We start from the raw sequence: 15,763 nt of genomic DNA, 5'->3' as shown, positions 1-15,763 counted from the left end.
GCCCCCTCACGCGGGGCTGCGCTCCGGCGCCGCCCGGTCCGGGGCCGGCAGGGTGACGCGGATCTTCGACTGGCCGTGCGGGAGCCGCTCCCAGTCCTCCATGAACCGCGCCGTCAGGCCGTGGCTGGCCGCGAGGTCGGTCAGCGTCTCGGTGCGGTAGTAGAAGTCCTCGCGCAGCACGTCGTGCTCGCGGCCCTCGGTGCGGTCGAAGGTGAAGTCGAAGAAGCCGCCCGGTGCGAGGATCCGCGCCACGTTCTCCAGGCACTGGTCGATGACGTCCAGCGGCGAGTGGGAGAAGACGCTGTGGGCGTGGACGACCGTGAAGTGCCCCTCGGGCAGGAAGTCGAAGGTCAGGTCCTCCACCAGTGCCAGGTGCGGCAGCTTGTGCTGGAGCCCGTGGCGCACGACGGTCCGCTGGGCCTCCAGGAGGATGTGGGGCGATATGTCGATGCCGTGGTAGTGGCCGGGCTCCAGGTGGCCGATGAACAGCCGGCCCGCCCGCAGGTTGCCGCAGCCGATCTCCAGCATCCGGTCCTGCGGCCGCAGCCCGTGGCCGGCCAGGTAGTCGAACTGCATCCGCCCGACCGCCAGCCACCGCTCGTACGAGGCCCTGCCGCCGACGGCCGCCTCGGGACTGCGTGCGGTGTCGGAGGCCATCACGGCCCGGTAGTACGCGATGTGGTCGTCGCGGTACTTCGCCCGCAGCCAGGCGTCGCGGGCGGCGCGGCGCAGGTGGGCGGGGACCCGCCCGGGGTGGGCGAGCGCGTAGCGCGCCTTGTGGGTGAGGCTGGCGCGGTTCCGGATGAGGCGGGAAGGGACCTTGGCGGAGGGGATCCGGGTTCCCATGGGGCACCTCCGTGTCGCTCGGATGTCGAGCCGGTGGCGCCAGTATGGGCACCCCGCCCCCGCCGCACCCCCCGACTGGTCCGAACGGGTAGGCGCCCGGCCCCCGCGGGCGGCGTGCGCCGGACCGGTCGACCCGGCCGGCGCCGCGCGCGTCCTGCCGCGTGCGGGGCGGCCCACAGGGCCGTCTCCCCTGGCCACGGGGGGTGCCGACCGCCCTCCGACTCCCTGTGCTCCCCGGGTGTACGTGCCGTGTGCCCATGGGGCGCGTACGCGGAGGAACCGGGCAGCGCGCCGCGGACCGCCGCTCCGGCGGCCCGGGCGTGACGGCGCCGGCAGCCCCGCCCCTGCGGCCCCGGCCTCGCCGTCCGAGCCGTGTCCGGTTCCGGTCTTGGCCGCCGTGCCCCGCCGCCCCCACCATCGGATCCGGCGGCCCGCCCGGGCCCGGAGGGGGAGGGGCACATGGACCTGCGGCTCAGCGGCAGACGGGCGCTGGTGACCGGTGCGAGCAGCGGACTCGGCGCGGAGATCGCCAGAGTGCTGGCCGCCGAGGGGGCCTCGGTCGTCGTCCACGGACGGGACGGCGGCAGGACCTCTGCGGTGGCGGAGTCCATCCGCGGCAGCGGCGGCGACGCCGCCACCGCCATCGGCGACCTGGGTACGGACGCCGGCGCCGACGCGGTCGAGGCCGCGGTCGCCGCGAGCGGCCCTCCCGTCGACGTCCTCGTCAACAACGCCGGTGTCTACGACGTCACGCTGAGCTGGGACACGACCCCGCCCGACGTGTGGGCCGAGACCTACAACACCAACGTCCTCTCCGGGGTGCGCATGATCCGGCGCTTCGTCCCCGGCATGCGGGAGCGCGGCTGGGGACGGGTGATCCAGATCAGCAGCGTCGTCGGCACCCGGCCCCCGGCGGGCTACCCCCACTACGCCGCGGCCAGCGCCGCCCGGGACAACCTCGCCAGGTCCCTCGCGCACGAGCTGAGGCACACCGGCGTGACGTCGAACGCGATCGCCGCGGGAGGTTTCGTCACCCCTCCCGTGGAGGAGATGCTGTTGGACGCGGGCAGACGCTTCGGCTGGGGGGAGACCCTGGAGGAGGTCGAGCCCAAGGCCGTCGCCGCCTTCGGCCCCAACGACACCGGCCGGCTCGGCCGCCCCCGCGAGTGCGCCGACCTGGTGGCGTTCCTGGCGAGCCCGGGCGCGGGCTACGTCAACGGCGCGGTCCTGCCGCTCGACGGCGGCTGGTAGCCGCGCCCCGCGCGCCGGGACCGCGGCCGGGCGCGCGCCGGGACCGCGGCCGGGCCGCCGCGGGAACGCCGTCCTCAGCCGACGGTGGCCTCGCGGCGGCGCTCGGTGGCGGCGATGGTGGCCGAGCCGACCACGCGGGTGCCGTCGTAGAGGACGACCGCCTGGCCCGGCGCCACGCCGCGCACCGGCTCGGTGAAGACGACCTTCAGCTCGCCGCCGACGAGCTCGGCGGTGACCGGCGTCTCGCCGCCGTGGGCGCGGAGCTGGGCGGTGTAGGTGCCCGGGCCGCTGGGCGGGGTGCCGCACCAGCGGGGGCGGATCGCGGTCAGGGCGACGACATCCAGCGCGGCGGCCGGGCCGACGGTGACGGTGTTGTCCACCGGGGAGATGTCAAGGACGTACCGGGGCTTGCCGTCGGGGGCCGGGTGGCCGATGCGCAGGCCCTTGCGCTGGCCGACGGTGAAGCCGTAGGCGCCGGTGTGGGTGCCGAGCCGGTTGCCGTCCTCGTCGACGATGTCGCCCTCGGCGGTGCCCAGGTGCCTGGCGAGGAAGCCCTGGGTGTCGCCGTCGGCGATGAAGCAGATGTCGTGGCTGTCGGGCTTCCTCGCCACGGCCAGGCCGCGGCGCTCGGCCTCGGCGCGGATCTCGTCCTTGGTGGCGGGGGTGTCGCCCAGGGGGAACATGGCGTGGGCGAGCTGCTTCTCGTCCAGCACGCCCAGCACGTAGCTCTGGTCCTTGGCCGCGTCGGCGGCGCGGTGCAGCTCGCGGGTGCCGTCGGGGCGGACGACGACGGTGGCGTAGTGCCCGGTGCACACCGCGTCGAAGCCCAGCGCCAGGGCCTTGTCCAGCAGCGCCGCGAACTTGATCTTCTCGTTGCAGCGCAGGCAGGGGTTGGGGGTGCGGCCGGCCTCGTACTCGGCGATGAAGTCCTCCACCACGTCCTGGCGGAAGCGCTCGGCCAGGTCCCACACGTAGAAGGGGATGCCGATGACGTCGGCGGCGCGGCGGGCGTCGCGGGAGTCCTCGACCGTGCAGCAGCCGCGGGCCCCGGTGCGGAAGGACTGCGGGTTCGCCGAGAGGGCGAGGTGGACGCCGGTGACGTCGTGGCCCGCCTCCACCGCGCGGGCGGCGGCGACGGCGGAGTCCACGCCGCCGGACATGGCGGCGAGGACGCGGAGGCGGGTCGGGGCGCTGGGCGTGTCAGTCATAGCGCTCCCAGGGTACGGGTCCGGGCGCGGGCCGGTGGAACCGTACGGGTGATCCCGGCCGTTGTGCTCGCCGTGAGCGAGAGAAGAGCCCCCGGGCACCGGGCGGACCGCGAGGGGCGGCCGGTCGGCCGCCGGGCCCTGCTGATCGGCGGTGCGGCGGTGGGCCTGGGCGCGGTCGGGTACGCGGCCCGCGACGAGATGGCCAGGACGTGGTGGAAGGTGCCGGGGGTGGACCGGCCCCGCAGGGAGGGCGAGGTGGACCACCCCGGGGCGGAGTGGGTGCCGGCCTCCGAGGCGAACTGGCGGCGCGCCGACCGCCCGTACGACTACACCGTGGACCGGGTGGTGATCCACGTCATCCAGGGGAGCTACGAGGTGGCGCTGAAGGTCTTCCAGGACCCCGCGCACGGCGCCGCCACCCACTACGTGGTCCGCACCTCCGACGGGCACGTGGCGCAGCTGGTGCGGGAGCTGGACGTGGCGTACCACGCGGGCAACCGCGCGTACAACGAGCGGAGCATCGGCATCGAGCACGAGGGCTTCGTGGACCGCGCCGACACCCTCACCGACGCCACCTACCGCGCCTCGGCCGAGCTGACGGCCGGGATATGCGACCGCTACGGCCTGCCGAGGGACCGGGAGCACATCGTCGGCCACGTCGAGGTACCCGGCACCGACCACACCGACCCCGGGCCGCACTGGGACTGGGAGCGCTACCTGCGGATGGTCCGGGACGTCCCCGTCCGCCGGACGTGATCGCTCCGCCGGGGCGGCGGAGCGCCCGCCGTGAGGGGCGGACGGGCCGGGGGCCGCCTACGACAGCCCGGCGTCGCGGGCCCGTTCCACGGCCGGCCCGATGGCGGCGGCCACCGCCTCCACGTCGGCCCTGGTGGAGGTGTGTCCCAGCGAGAAGCGCAGGGTGCCCCGGGCCAGGTCCGGATCGGTGCCCGTGGCCAGCAGGACGTGGCTGGGCTGGGCCACTCCGGCCGTGCAGGCCGACCCGGTGGAGCACTCGATACCCTGGGCGTCCAGGAGGAGCAGCAGCGAGTCGCCCTCGCAGCCGGGGAAGGAGAAGTGCGCGTTGGCGGGCAGCCGCCCGGCCGGGTCCGGGTCGCCGCTCAGGACGGCGTCCGGCACGGCCTCGCGCACGGCGTCGACCAGCGCGTCGCGCAGCGCGCCGACCTCCCGGGCGAACTCCTCGCGCCGCCGGGCGGCCAGCTCCGCCGCGACCGCGAAGGCGGCGACGGCGGGGACGTCGAGGGTGCCCGAGCGCACGTCGCGCTCCTGGCCACCGCCGTGCAGCAGCGGCACCGGCGCCCACGCGCGGCCCAGCAGCAGTGCGCCGACCCCGTACGGGCCGCCGATCTTGTGGCCGCTGACCGTCATCGCCGCCAGCCCCGAGGCGGCGAAGTCCACCGGCACCTGGCCGACGGCCTGGACGGCGTCCGCGTGCATCGGGACGCCCGACTCGGCGGCCACGGCGGCCAGCTCGGCGACGGGCTGGACGGTGCCGATCTCGTTGTTGGCCCACATCACGGTGGCCAGTGCCACATCGTCCGGGTCGCGCGCGATCGCCTCGCGCAGCGCCTCGGGGTGCACCCGCCCCACCGCGTCGACCGGCAGCCACTCCACCTCGGCGCCCTCGTGGTCGGCGAGCCAGTGGACGGCGTCGAGCACCGCGTGGTGCTCGACGGGGCTGGCCAGGACGCGCCTGCGGGCGGGGTCGGCCGCGCGCCGTGCCCAGTACAGGCCCTTGACCGCGAGGTTGTCCGCCTCCGTGCCGCCGGAGGTGAACACCACCTCGCTGGGCCGGGCCCCCAGGGCGGCGGCCAGCGTCTCGCGCCCCTCCTCGACGGTGCGCCGGGCCCGCCGCCCCGCCGCGTGGAGGGAGGAGGCGTTGCCGGTGGCGCCGAGCAGGGCGGTCATCGCCTGCACCGCCTCCGGGAGCATCGGGGTGGTGGCGGCGTGGTCGAGGTAGGCCATGGTTCCCCGATTCTACGAGCCGCGCGGAGGCGCGCGGCAGCGAGGACCGGCCAGGTGCCGCCACCGCCGGCCGCGTCCGCCCTCGCCGGCCGGGGTGCGGGGCCCGCACACGCGGCGGGCCCCCCGCCGCGCGGTGCGGCGGGGGACCCGTCCGTTCCTGCCCGCGCCCGCCCGGGGCGCGGCCGCGTCACACGGCCGCGCGCGGGCGGGCGGACCGGGTGCGGCCCCGGCTCACTTGTCCACGATCTTGTGCTCGGCCTGGAACATCCAGTGGTGCTTCTCGAGCTCGGCGATGATTTCGATGAAGATGTCCTGGGTGACCGGGTCCGGCTTCTCGGTGGCCTCCATGCGCTCGCGCATGCGGTTCACCACGGAGGCCAGGGCGCCGACCATGACCTGCACGGCCTTGTCGTCCTGGTGCCAGCCGCTCTCCACTCCGTCGATGCCGGAGCCGGAGGCGACGCTGGAGGCGCGGCCGTCGGGGGCCAGACCGAGGGCTGCGGCGCGCTCGGCGACGGTGTCGGAGTAGGTGCGGGCGGTCTCGACGACCTCGTCCAGCTGGAGGTGGATGGAGCGGAAGCGCGGTCCGATCACGGTCCAGTGGACCTGCTTGGCCACCAGGGAGAGATCGACCAGGTCGACCAGCGCGCCCTGCAGCGCCTCACCGACGACCTTGAGGTCCTGGTCGGGCAGTGTGCTCTTCACGGCGTACATCCGTTGACCACCTTCGCTTCTCTTACGGCGTCTGCCGCGCTTGGTCAGGTTTCGTCCCTGGTCCGGTTACCCAGGACGGGCCCCGCCACTCCCGCCCGCATCCCGTACGGCCCCGCGGGCCGCGGCCGGGGAGGGAGGGCGGCCCGGACGCGCGGAGGCCGCCCCGGTCCGGTTCCGGGGCGGCCTCGGGCCGTGCGGCCGTGCGTGCGGGGCCCGGTCAGTCCAGCAGGGCCCGGGCGAGCTGCCGGGACTGGGCCACGAGGCGGTCCTGGCTGTCCCAGACCTCGGCGTCCTCCTCCAGGAAGCCGCCGGCCAGGTTGCGGGTGGTGATCGCCACGCGCACCGGGCCCGGCGCCGGGCGGTGCCGGACGTGGACGGTGAGCTCCACGGTGGGCACCCAGCCGGACAGGCCGAGGTCGAAGGCGGTGGGCGGCAGGGCGTCCACCGCCAGCAGCAGGGAGAGCGGGTCGTGGTCGCGGCCGTCGGCCAGTCCGAACCAGCCGCGCACCTCGCCGCGTCCGCTGGGTTCGCCGACGGCCCAGCCGACGGTGGCCGGATCCAGCCGCAGGTCCACCTGGTGGGTGATGGGCGGTACGTTCGCCGGGTCCATGCCGTCCTTGGCTCCCAGGCACTGCTCGTACGGCGGGATCTGCGGCGGCTTGGCGCTGGTGCGGACGTCGTCGGGGAGTGCGGCCAGGTCGCCGTAGGTGGCCAGGACGCGGATGCGCTCGACCTCCCGCCCCTCCTCGTCGGCCTGGGCCAGGGAGGCGGTGCCGGTGGACAGGGTGCGCCCGACGCGGACGGTGGCGGCGCGCACGGTCGCCGGTCCGGGCCGGGAGGCGGTGAGGTAGTGCGCGGTGATGGTGAAGGGATCGGGGTGCGGCAGCACGTCGCCCAGGGCGCGGCCGAGCAGGGCGAGGAGGTAGCCGCCGTTGACGGCGTTCCCGATGGTCCACTGGTCGGACAGTTCGGCGCCATAGACGCCCTCTTCCCGCGCGGTGACGGCCGTGTCGCGGTCGAACGCGCCGGCACCGATGGTTGCCTCGGTCATGGGAGTACACGGTACAGGTTTTTATTACCGGCAAGTAGCATAGGGGTCCGCACCCGGTCCGCCGCCGCTCACGCCTCCCCGCCGCCGTCTTCCCTGCGCCGGCTGCGGCGGTGCCACGCCCTGGGCGCGCGCCAGTTGTAGCGCAGGGCCAGCAACCGCAGGGCGAAGGCGAGCGCGGCCGCCGCCCCGCTGGTCGCCCCGTTCAACCGCCCGGCGTGGATCAGCAGCGCCACCGCCGCCGCCCCGACCATCGCCGGGACCGCGTAGACCTCGCGGTCCCAGCGCAGCAGCGAGGGCACCTCGTTGGCCAGCACGTCGCGCACCACGCCGCCGCCGACCGCCGTGGCCAGCCCCAGGACCGCCGAGGCGGTCAGGCCGAGCCCGTACGCGTACGCCTTGACGGTGCCGGTGACGCAGAACAGTCCCAGCCCGGCCGCGTCGAAGACCATCACCGCCCGGTTGATCCGCTCCACCTGCGGATGGAGGAAGAAGACCAGCACCGTGGCGGCCAGCGGGGCCAGCAGGTAGCCCAGGTCGGTGAAGGCGGCCGGGGGCACCGCGCCGATCACCAGGTCCCGGAAGAGCCCGCCGCCCAGGCCGGTGACGCAGGCGAGCAGCGCCATGCCGACGACGTCGAAGTTCTTGCGCACGGCGAGCAGCGCCCCGGAGATCGCGAAGACGAAGATCCCGGCCAGGTCGAGCCCGTGCTGCACGGAAGGGGTGAACAGATCCACCCCCCGGTTGTAACAGGACCGGCCTCACACGCCGCCGCCCGTCCCCCCGCCGGACGGGCGGCGGGGGGACGGGCGGCGGCGGACGCGGCTCACTTCACCGCGGCGGCGGTCCCGGTCTCCTCCGGCTCCCCGGAGGCGGCCTGCTCCGGGACCACCCGGGCCGCGTTCGCCGAGGGCTTGATCCGGCCGTCGGCGATCTCCTCGGCCCAGTGGCAGGCCACCCGGTGCCCGCCGCCCAGGTCCCGCAGCTCGGGGCGGTCGGTGGCGCAGCGCGTCTGCTGCTTCCACGGGCAGCGGGTGTGGAAGCGGCAGCCGGCCGGCGGGTTCGCCGGGGAGGGCAGGTCACCGGTGAGCAGGATGCGCTCGCGGTCGTCCTCCACCTGCGGGTCGGGCACCGGAACGGCCGACATCAGCGCCCTGGTGTAGGGGTGCCGGGGCTCGGCGTAGAGCATGTCGCTGGGCGCCTCCTCCACCAGCGAGCCCAGGTACATCACCCCGACGACGTCGGAGATGTGCCGCACCACGGCCAGGTCGTGGGCGATGACCACGTACGTCAGGCCGAGCGCCTGCTGGAGCTCCTCCAGCAGGTTGATCACCTGGGCCTGGATGGAGACGTCCAGCGCGGAGACCGGTTCGTCGCAGATGATCACGTCCGGCTCCAGGACCAGCGCACGGGCGATGCCGATGCGCTGCCGCTGTCCGCCGGAGAACTCGTGCGGGTAGCGGGAGAGGGCGTTGGCCGGGAGGCCGACCCTGGCCAGGATCTCCCGGATCCGCTCGCGGCGCTCCTCCTGGTCGGCGCCGATGCCGTGGGCCGCCATGCCCTCGGAGAGGATCGACTCGATGTTCTGCCGGGGGTTGAGGCTGCCCAGCGGGTCCTGGAAGACCATCTGGAGCCGGCGGCGGAAGCGCCGCATCTCCTCGTCCGGCAGCTTCGCCAGGTCGGTGCCGTCGAAGACGACCTCGCCGTCGGTGATGTCCACCAGCCGCAGGATCGACCGGCCCAGTGTGGTCTTGCCGCAGCCCGACTCGCCCACCAGGCCGTAGGTCCGGCCCGCCTCGACGGAGAGCGAGACCCCGTCGACGGCGTAGACGTGGCCGACGGTGCGGTCGAACAGGATGCCCTTCCGCACCGGGAAGTGGACCTTGACGTCCCTCAGTTCCAGCAGGCTCATGCCCGGGCCTCCTTCCCGGCCGTGCCGGCCGTGCCGGCGGTCTCGTCCGCCGCCTCGTCGTTCGCCCCGCCGGGCGCCTCGGCCGCGTCGGACTCCAGGGCCGCACCGCGCAGCTCGGCGGCGCCGCCGGAGGAGAGCACCGGGTTGACGCACCGCACCCGGTGCCCGGCCTTCCGCGGCTCGCCCAGCGCCGGAGTGCCCTGGAGGCACTCCATCGTGTAGTGGTCGCACCGGGGCGCGAAGGCGCAGCCGTCCTCCCAGGCGATGACGTCGTTGATCGAGCCGCGGATGGGCCTGAGCGGCTCGCCGCGCGGCGCGTCGAGCCGGGGGATGGAGCCCAGCAGGCCGTTGGCGTACGGGTGGGTGGGGGCCCCGAACAGCTCGCGGCGCTCGGCGGACTCCACCACCTTGCCCGCGTACAGCACGTTGACCTGGTCGCACAGGCCCGCGACCACGCCCAGGTCGTGGGTGATCATCAGCAGGGCGGTGCCCTCCTGGTCGACCAGCTCCTTGAGCAGCTCCAGGATCTGGGCCTGGATGGTCACGTCCAGCGCGGTGGTCGGCTCGTCGGCGATGAGCAGGCGCGGCGCGCACGCCACCGCCATGGCGATCAGGGCGCGCTGCCGCATGCCGCCGGAGAGCTGGTGCGGGTACTCCTTCAGCCGCCGGTCGGGGTCGGGGATGCCGACCCGGTCCAGCAGGGAGGCGGCCTCCTTGCGGGCGGCCTCGCCCTTCATCCCCCGGTGCCGGGCCAGGATCTCGGTGACCTGGACGCCGATGGGGACCACCGGGTTCAGTGAGGACAGCGGATCCTGGAAGATCATCGCCAGCTGGGGGCCGCGCAGGTCGCGCATCCTCCCCCTGCTCAGGCTCAGCAGGTCGGTGCCGTCGAAGACGGCCCGGCCGCCGACCCTCACGCCCCGGTCGGGCAGCAGGCCCATCAGGGCCAGCGAGGTGACGGACTTGCCGCAGCCCGACTCGCCGACCAGGCCCACCACCTGGCCCTGGTCGACGTCGAAGGACACCCCCGACACGGCCTTCACGTCGCGCCGCCCGCGCCGGGTGAAGGTGACGGTCAGTTCGTCCACGGATAGCAGGGCCATGTGATCAACTCCGCAGTTTCGGGTCGAGGGCTTCCCGCATCGCCTCGCCCAGCAGGGTGAAGCCGAGGGCGGTGATGATGATGCCCAGCGCGGGGTAGACCGCGAGCATCGGAGCGCTGTCGAAGTACTCCTGCGCCTGGGCCAGCATGACCCCCCACTCCGGGACGGCGGCGTCCGGGTTGCCCAGGCCGAGGTAGGACAGCGCCGCGGCCTCGATGATGGCGGTGGCCAGGCTCAGGGTGCCCTGGACGATCACCGGGCTCAGCGAGTTGGGCAGCACGTGCCCGAGCGCGATGCGCCGCTTGCGCACGCCGAGGGCCTGGGCGGCCAGCACGTAGTCGGCGCCGCCCTGCGCCAGCATCGCGCCGCGCAGCAGCCGGGCGAAGACCGGGATCTGCACCACGCCGACCGCGATCATCACGGTGGTCAGGGACTGGCCCAGGACCGCCGCCACGGACACCGCCAGCAGCAGCGAGGGGAGCGCCAGCATCATGTCGATGACGCGCATCACGACGGTGTCGAAGCGGCGCCCGGCCCGGCCGCCCAGCACCAGGGCGGCGCCCGAGGCGCCGCCGATCAGCGCGCCGACGGTGAAGCCCAGCAGCGTGGCGACGATGCCGACCAGCAGCGTCTGGCGGGCACCGACCAGCAGCCGCGAGAGCTCGTCGCGGGCCAGGTGGTCCAGTCCGAGCCAGTTCTCGGCGCGGGGGCCGACGAAGACGTTCTGGTTGGTGAGGACCTCGCCCCGCCACAGCTGCGCAGTGGGGTCGTAGGGGGCGATCCACGGGCCGATGACCGCGAACACCACGAACACGGCGATGACGGACGCGCCGATGACGGCCATCTTGCTGGTCTTCAGCCGCCGCCACGCCTCGACCCACAGGCCGGCACCCGCGGCGTGGTCGGTGGCGGCGGTGAGTTCGGCGAGCCGGTCGATCTTGTCGGTCTTGGTGCTCATCAGTGCACCCGCACTCTCGGGTCGATAAGGCTGTAGGCGAGGTCGACCAGCAGGTTGACGACCACGTAGACGGCCGCGATGAACATGATGAAGCCGACCAGGACCGGGTAGTCGCTCTGGTCGATGGCGTCCTTGATGAACGAGCCGATGCCGCCGAAGGCGAAGACCGACTCGGTGAGCACCGCTCCCGACAGCAGGCCGCCGGTCAGCAGGCCGACGGCGGTGACGACCGGCAGCAGCGCGTTGCGCAGCACGTGGCGGCCGCGCACCACCTGCCGGCTCAGGCCCTTGGACTCGGCGGTGCGCACGTAGTCCTCGCCGAGCACCTCCAGGACGCTGGCCCGGGTCATGCGGGTGATGATGGCCAGCGGGATCGAGGAGAGCGCGAGCGCCGGCAGCACCAGGTGCATGAGCGCGTCCCAGGAGGCGTCGAACTCGCCGGTGAGGATGCCGTCCAGGACGTAGAAGCCGGTCACCTCGGTGGCGTCGATGCCGGTGGTCTGGCGGCCGAAGCTGGGGAACCAGCCGAGCTGGACGGCGAAGAGCGCCTTGAGCAGGAAGGCCAGGAAGAAGACCGGGATGCAGATGCCCAGCAGGGAGCCGGAGACCGCGCTGATGTCCAGCCAGCTGCCGCGCCGGCGGGCGGCGAAGTAGCCCAGCGGGACGCCGACGGCGATGGCGATGAGCATGGCCGCGACGCCGAGTTCCACCGTGGCGGGGAACCGCCGGGCGAACTCGTCCCACACCGGCTGGCCGGTCTGGGTGGACACGCCCAGGTTCAGTTCGGACAGCCGCCTCAGGAAACGGCCGTACTGCACCCACACCGGCTGGTCGAGCCCGAGGGCCTCCTCGATGCGGGCCTTGTCGGCGGCGGTGGCACGCTCACCGAGCATGGCCGCCGCGGGTCCGCCGGGAAGCCGGTTCAGCCAGACGAACAGCAGAACCGACAGGCCCAGCAGGGTGGGAATCAGTTGCAGCAGTCTTCGTACGACGAGACGCAACACCCCGCGATGCCCCTTTCTATGTCCTCATGGTCAGGTCCGCCCGGCCACATCGGTGCCGTGGCCGGGCGGACCTGCGCGATCATGCGTTTACTTGAAGGAGACCTCGGCGAAGTTCTCCTGGGTCAGCGGGGAGACCTTCGGGGGGTTGACGTCCTTGGCGAACGCGATGGACGGCGGGGACGAGGAGACCGGGACGCCGGGGATGTAGTCCATGATGACCTCGTTGGCCTTCTTGTAGAGCTCCACCCGCTTGGCCGGGTCCGGCTCGGACTCGGCGGCCTTCATCGCGTCGAAGACCTCGTCGTCGCGGAAGCCCCACTGCTTGTCGTAGCCGGCGAACCAGGTGCCGATGAAGTTGTAGGCGTCGTTGAAGTCACCGGTCCAGCCCAGCAGGTGCAGGTCGCAGCTGCCGGCCTCGGTGGCGTCCAGGTAGTCCGGGGCCCACTTCATGGGCTTGGGGTTGACCTTGATGCCGGCCTCGGTCAGGTCGGTCTTCATCAGCTCGAACATGTCCATCGGGGCGGGCATGTACGGGCGGGTCACCTCGGTGGGGTAGCAGAAGTCGACGGCGAGGCCCTCCTCGCCGGCCTTCTTCAGCAGCTCCTCGGCCTTGGCGGAGTCGAACTCGTAGGTGGCGACCTTGTCCGAGTAGCCGTCGACCGTGTCCGGCATGAACTGCGTGGCGACCACGCCGCCCTCGGGCAGCTGGGTCTTGACGATGTTCTCCCGGTCGATCGCGTGCGTGATGGCCCGGCGGACGTCCTTCTTCTGCAGGGCCTTGTTGGCCTCCTGCGAGAAGCCCACGTAGAAGAGGTTGAACACGCCGCGGACCGGGACCTGGAAGCCCTCCTTCTCCAGGGTCGCCACGTCCGACGGCGCGACCAGGTCGTAGCCGTGGATGTTGCCGGCCTGGAGCGCCTGGCGGCGCGCGGACTCCTCGGCGATGGTGCGGAAGACCAGCTTCTCGACGCCGGCCTTCTCACCCCAGTAGTCGTCGAAGCGCTCGAGGGTGACTTCCTTGTTGCCCTTGTCCCACTCGACGATCCGGAAGGGGCCGGTGCCCGCGACGGTGCCGGCCTTCTGGCTGTACTCGGGGTAGGAGATGGCGTCCTCCTCGCCGGTGGCCTCCTGCGCCTCGTACTTGTCGATGGCCTTCGGGGAGTGGATGGCCAGCGCCTGGAGGGAGAAGCCGCCCGGGAGGTTGGCGGAGGCCTCGTGGACGCTGATGACGGCCGTCAGCTCGTCCTTGGCCTCGCAGCCCTTGTAGTTGGCCTTCGGGGTGTCCTCGCTCTCGTTCTTGGCGAAGCCCCCGAAGATGGTCTGCCAGTAGTAGGAGACCGCGCTGTTCTGGTACGTCCCGGTCCAGTTGAACCAGTGGTCGTAGTTCTTGCAGACGGCCTCGGCGGTCAGCTTCTCCCCGTCGTGGAACGTCACGCCCTTGCGGAGGTTGAAGGTCCACTCGGTGCCGTCGTCGTTGCTGTCCCAGGACTCGGCCAGCCCGCCGACCAGCTTGGTGCCGCCCGGCTCGTGCTCGATCAGCGCCTCGAAGGCCTGGCGGGTCACCCGGAACGTCTCTCCGTCACTGGCCAGCGCCGGGTCCAGGGAGCCGGGGTCACCGGCGGCGCCGAAGACGAAGGTGTCCCCACCCTCGCTCTTCTCGCCTCGTTCGCTGGCACATCCAGTGGCGATCACACCAACCGCGAGGGCGGCCGCGATCGTCTGGACGACCCTGGAACTGGTTATTCGCATGTTCCACCTCAGGGGTCGGTGACGGTAGGAAGGTCTGCTGGTCGCCCGAACAGTACTGCCCCCAACCAGCGGTGTGAACTGTCCGCATGTCGGTGATATAGACCTGAGACCCGAACCGCGGAACGACGACACCGCAGGTCATAGAGGTGCAACACGGGCGAAACCAGCGGGCCTTCACAGGCCCTCACCGGCCCCTCGGACCGCCGCGGTCCGGCGGTCCGCCACCGCCCGGCTCAGTAGGGGCGCGGGTAGCCGTAGCCGTACCCGGTGCCGGTGCCGGGGGCGGCCGCCGGGGCGGCCGGTGCGGCCCCCTGGTGGGCGTCGCGGTCGAAGAAGGGGCGGGAGTTGGCCCTCAGCCACATGGCGACCGGGTCGTAGTCGTCCGCCATCGACACCGTGGAGACGGCCAGTCCGTCGGGCACCGCGGCCACCGACCGCTGCATCATCGAGCGCACCGACTCCACCGACTGCGGACTGCCGTCGTACAGGTCGAGGCCGATCACCAGGTACGGCGCCCCCAGCGCGGGCTGCACCCAGGCCCGGCGCAGGGTGCGCACGGCGGAGGTGCGGTGGGCGTTCTGGACGAGCTGGGCGTAGAAGTGGGGGACCTCGACGGTCGGCTCGCCGATGCGCAGCGGCCCGGCGGGCAGCCGGTCCAGCCCGCCGGCGATCCGGCGCAGGTCCAGCCAGGGCACGCCGACGCCACCGCCGGGCGCGTGCGGGTTGAGCCACAGACCCCAGCGGTCGGGGAAGAGGGCGGCGGCGACGTCGCGTCCGCCCACCACCTCGTGCGCGCGCGTCCAGCCGGAGGCGGCCAGCTCGCGCTCCGACGTCACGCAGGGGGCGTAGCCGTGCCCGGCGACCTCCATGTTCCCGTACTGGGCGTCGGGCGAGCCGGCCTGGCCGTGCCAGAGCAGCATCCACACCCGGCCCCGGGCGAGGGCGTGCAGCAGCGCCTCGTAGGCGTCGTACCGCCCGGGCGCCACCTGGTGCAGCAGCTGATCGACGCTTCCACCCGCGCTCACGTGGCCGCCCCTTCTCGTCCTTGCGTGCTCCGTACGTCCCGCACCGGGCCGCGCGCGCGTCCCGTCCCGACATCCAACCAGCTTACGGTCCGCACCCGACAGGGCCGGGAGTACTCATCCGCGCCTGGGCGCGGGTACTCAGCCCGCGGCGGGCGGGCGGCCGGCCGGGCGCCTCAGTACGGCTGCTCCGCGCGTGCGTAGAAGGGCCTGACGCACTGGCGCATCCAGTCCACGACCGGGTCCTGCGCCGCGTCCAGCAGCACCAGTTGCACGGGCCAGCGCACCGGCTCCCGGCCCAGCGCGCGCCCCAGCGCGTCGTGCGCCGCCGTGCGGGCCTGCGGGTCGAGCAGGTCCAGCTCCACTCCGACGAACAGCGCGGGCGGGCCGCCCTCGATGCTGGCCAGGCCGCGGCGGGCGCTGCGGACCTGCGGCAGCACCGCGAGCTCCCCGGCCGCGGCGGCGAGGAAGTCCACCGGCTCCTCCTGCCAGTCGGGCTCGAAGAGCCGCACCCGGGCGCCGCTCGCCATCCCCGGCACGCCTTCCGGGCCGCCCTCGCGGCACAGCTCGGCCACGGCCGGCGGGGGCAGCGGGAGGCCGACCGTGCCCTCGGGGTTGACCACGATGCCCACCTGCGGCGGCAGACCGCGGGCGAACTCGCGGGCGGGGGCGACGGCGAAGGACAGGTGCGAGCCGGCGCCCCGCAGGAACTGCTCCCGGGAGCTGAAGACGGGCACGTACGGCGCCCCGTCGAGCTGGACCGTGGGCAGGTCGAGGTGGGGGCTGGCCGGCGTGCCGCCCTCGGGCAGCGGCACCCACAGGCTGCTGCGTCCGAGCACCTCCAGCAGCCGGGCGCCCGCGCCGGGGACGCCGACGGACGCGGCGAGGGCCTCCTCCAGCTCGTTGCCGGGCCAGCCGTCGTCCCCCGGCCCGTACTGCTGCGGGATGGTCATGCGAAAACCCTA

The 15,763-nt window shown here is 73.6% G+C and carries 15 protein-coding genes; 2 read left to right on the top strand and 13 right to left on the bottom strand.

Annotated features, from left to right (window positions below):
* Positions 1-6: 6 nt before the first annotated feature.
* The gene (locus ACFSJS_RS11305; protein ID WP_380899217.1) at positions 7-846 is read right to left on the bottom strand and encodes a class I SAM-dependent methyltransferase; all 840 of its coding nucleotides are present in this window, start codon (positions 844-846) and stop codon (positions 7-9) included.
* Between the two features lie 459 nt (positions 847-1,305).
* On the opposite strand from ACFSJS_RS11305, the gene ACFSJS_RS11300 reads away from it, so the two are divergent.
* Complete coding sequence (locus ACFSJS_RS11300) at positions 1,306-2,097, top strand: SDR family NAD(P)-dependent oxidoreductase (RefSeq protein ID WP_380899216.1); 792 nt, start codon at positions 1,306-1,308, stop codon at positions 2,095-2,097.
* A gap of 74 nt (positions 2,098-2,171) precedes the next feature.
* On the opposite strand, the gene mnmA is transcribed toward ACFSJS_RS11300, so the two are convergent.
* Positions 2,172-3,305, bottom strand: a complete 1,134-nt coding sequence (mnmA, locus tag ACFSJS_RS11295) for a tRNA 2-thiouridine(34) synthase MnmA (protein ID WP_380899215.1) — start codon at positions 3,303-3,305, stop codon at positions 2,172-2,174.
* A gap of 72 nt (positions 3,306-3,377) precedes the next feature.
* Between mnmA and ACFSJS_RS11290 the strand changes: the two genes are divergently transcribed.
* The gene (locus ACFSJS_RS11290) at positions 3,378-4,061 is read left to right on the top strand and encodes an N-acetylmuramoyl-L-alanine amidase (protein WP_380899214.1); all 684 of its coding nucleotides are present in this window, start codon (positions 3,378-3,380) and stop codon (positions 4,059-4,061) included.
* A gap of 57 nt (positions 4,062-4,118) precedes the next feature.
* Here the strand turns inward: ACFSJS_RS11290 and ACFSJS_RS11285 are convergent, their stop codons facing one another.
* The 11 genes from ACFSJS_RS11285 to ACFSJS_RS11235 form a co-directional block, all read right to left on the bottom strand.
* Entirely contained in the window at positions 4,119-5,288 is a 1,170-nt protein-coding gene (locus ACFSJS_RS11285; protein ID WP_380899213.1) for a cysteine desulfurase family protein, read from the bottom strand.
* Between the two features lie 231 nt (positions 5,289-5,519).
* Positions 5,520-6,002, bottom strand: coding sequence for a Dps family protein (locus tag ACFSJS_RS11280; RefSeq protein ID WP_380899212.1), 483 nt, complete (start codon positions 6,000-6,002; stop codon positions 5,520-5,522).
* Between the two features lie 217 nt (positions 6,003-6,219).
* Entirely contained in the window at positions 6,220-7,053 is an 834-nt protein-coding gene (locus ACFSJS_RS11275) for a thioesterase family protein (RefSeq protein WP_380899211.1), read from the bottom strand.
* 68 nt (positions 7,054-7,121) lie between these two features.
* Complete coding sequence (locus tag ACFSJS_RS11270; RefSeq protein ID WP_417823616.1) at positions 7,122-7,787, bottom strand: trimeric intracellular cation channel family protein; 666 nt, start codon at positions 7,785-7,787, stop codon at positions 7,122-7,124.
* An 89-nt stretch (positions 7,788-7,876) separates the two neighbouring features.
* Entirely contained in the window at positions 7,877-8,962 is a 1,086-nt protein-coding gene (locus ACFSJS_RS11265) for an ABC transporter ATP-binding protein (RefSeq protein WP_380899210.1), read from the bottom strand.
* The gene (locus ACFSJS_RS11260; RefSeq protein WP_380899209.1) at positions 8,959-10,065 is read right to left on the bottom strand and encodes an ABC transporter ATP-binding protein; all 1,107 of its coding nucleotides are present in this window, start codon (positions 10,063-10,065) and stop codon (positions 8,959-8,961) included. Before ACFSJS_RS11260 ends, ACFSJS_RS11265 begins: the two co-directional genes overlap by 4 nt.
* 4 nt (positions 10,066-10,069) lie before the next feature.
* The gene (locus ACFSJS_RS11255) at positions 10,070-11,023 is read right to left on the bottom strand and encodes an ABC transporter permease (protein ID WP_380899208.1); all 954 of its coding nucleotides are present in this window, start codon (positions 11,021-11,023) and stop codon (positions 10,070-10,072) included.
* Complete coding sequence (locus ACFSJS_RS11250; RefSeq protein WP_380899207.1) at positions 11,023-12,027, bottom strand: ABC transporter permease; 1,005 nt, start codon at positions 12,025-12,027, stop codon at positions 11,023-11,025. Before ACFSJS_RS11250 ends, ACFSJS_RS11255 begins: the two co-directional genes overlap by 1 nt.
* An 87-nt stretch (positions 12,028-12,114) precedes the next feature.
* A complete protein-coding gene (locus ACFSJS_RS11245) occupies positions 12,115-13,776 on the bottom strand; it encodes an ABC transporter substrate-binding protein (RefSeq protein ID WP_380899206.1) in 1,662 nt (553 codons plus the stop codon).
* Between the two features lie 233 nt (positions 13,777-14,009).
* Complete coding sequence (locus ACFSJS_RS11240; RefSeq protein WP_380899205.1) at positions 14,010-14,801, bottom strand: enhanced serine sensitivity protein SseB C-terminal domain-containing protein; 792 nt, start codon at positions 14,799-14,801, stop codon at positions 14,010-14,012.
* A 173-nt stretch (positions 14,802-14,974) separates the two neighbouring features.
* The gene (locus tag ACFSJS_RS11235; protein ID WP_380899204.1) at positions 14,975-15,751 is read right to left on the bottom strand and encodes an enhanced serine sensitivity protein SseB; all 777 of its coding nucleotides are present in this window, start codon (positions 15,749-15,751) and stop codon (positions 14,975-14,977) included.
* Positions 15,752-15,763 lie beyond the last annotated feature (12 nt).

It is taken from the genome of Streptomyces desertarenae (genome assembly GCF_042681365.1).
Lineage (GTDB): Bacteria > Actinomycetota > Actinomycetes > Streptomycetales > Streptomycetaceae > Streptomyces > Streptomyces desertarenae.
Note: the sequence above shows the minus strand (reverse complement) of the source record. Positions and strands in the feature narration are given on the sequence as shown.

Excerpts from the sequence above, each read along its gene's own strand:
- ACFSJS_RS11305 (WP_380899217.1), bottom strand. The coding sequence starts at position 846 with ATGGGAACCCGGATCCCCTCCGCCAAGGTCCCTTCCCGCCTCATCCGG.
- ACFSJS_RS11300 (WP_380899216.1), top strand. The coding sequence starts at position 1,306 with ATGGACCTGCGGCTCAGCGGCAGACGGGCGCTGGTGACCGGTGCGAGC.
- mnmA (WP_380899215.1), bottom strand. The coding sequence starts at position 3,305 with ATGACTGACACGCCCAGCGCCCCGACCCGCCTCCGCGTCCTCGCCGCC.
- ACFSJS_RS11285 (WP_380899213.1), bottom strand. The coding sequence starts at position 5,288 with ATGGCCTACCTCGACCACGCCGCCACCACCCCGATGCTCCCGGAGGCG.
- ACFSJS_RS11280 (WP_380899212.1), bottom strand. The coding sequence starts at position 6,002 with ATGTACGCCGTGAAGAGCACACTGCCCGACCAGGACCTCAAGGTCGTC.
- ACFSJS_RS11275 (WP_380899211.1), bottom strand. The coding sequence starts at position 7,053 with ATGACCGAGGCAACCATCGGTGCCGGCGCGTTCGACCGCGACACGGCC.
- ACFSJS_RS11265 (WP_380899210.1), bottom strand. The coding sequence starts at position 8,962 with ATGAGCCTGCTGGAACTGAGGGACGTCAAGGTCCACTTCCCGGTGCGG.
- ACFSJS_RS11260 (WP_380899209.1), bottom strand. The coding sequence starts at position 10,065 with ATGGCCCTGCTATCCGTGGACGAACTGACCGTCACCTTCACCCGGCGC.
- ACFSJS_RS11255 (WP_380899208.1), bottom strand. The coding sequence starts at position 11,023 with ATGAGCACCAAGACCGACAAGATCGACCGGCTCGCCGAACTCACCGCC.
- ACFSJS_RS11245 (WP_380899206.1), bottom strand. The coding sequence starts at position 13,776 with ATGCGAATAACCAGTTCCAGGGTCGTCCAGACGATCGCGGCCGCCCTC.
- ACFSJS_RS11235 (WP_380899204.1), bottom strand. The coding sequence starts at position 15,751 with ATGACCATCCCGCAGCAGTACGGGCCGGGGGACGACGGCTGGCCCGGC.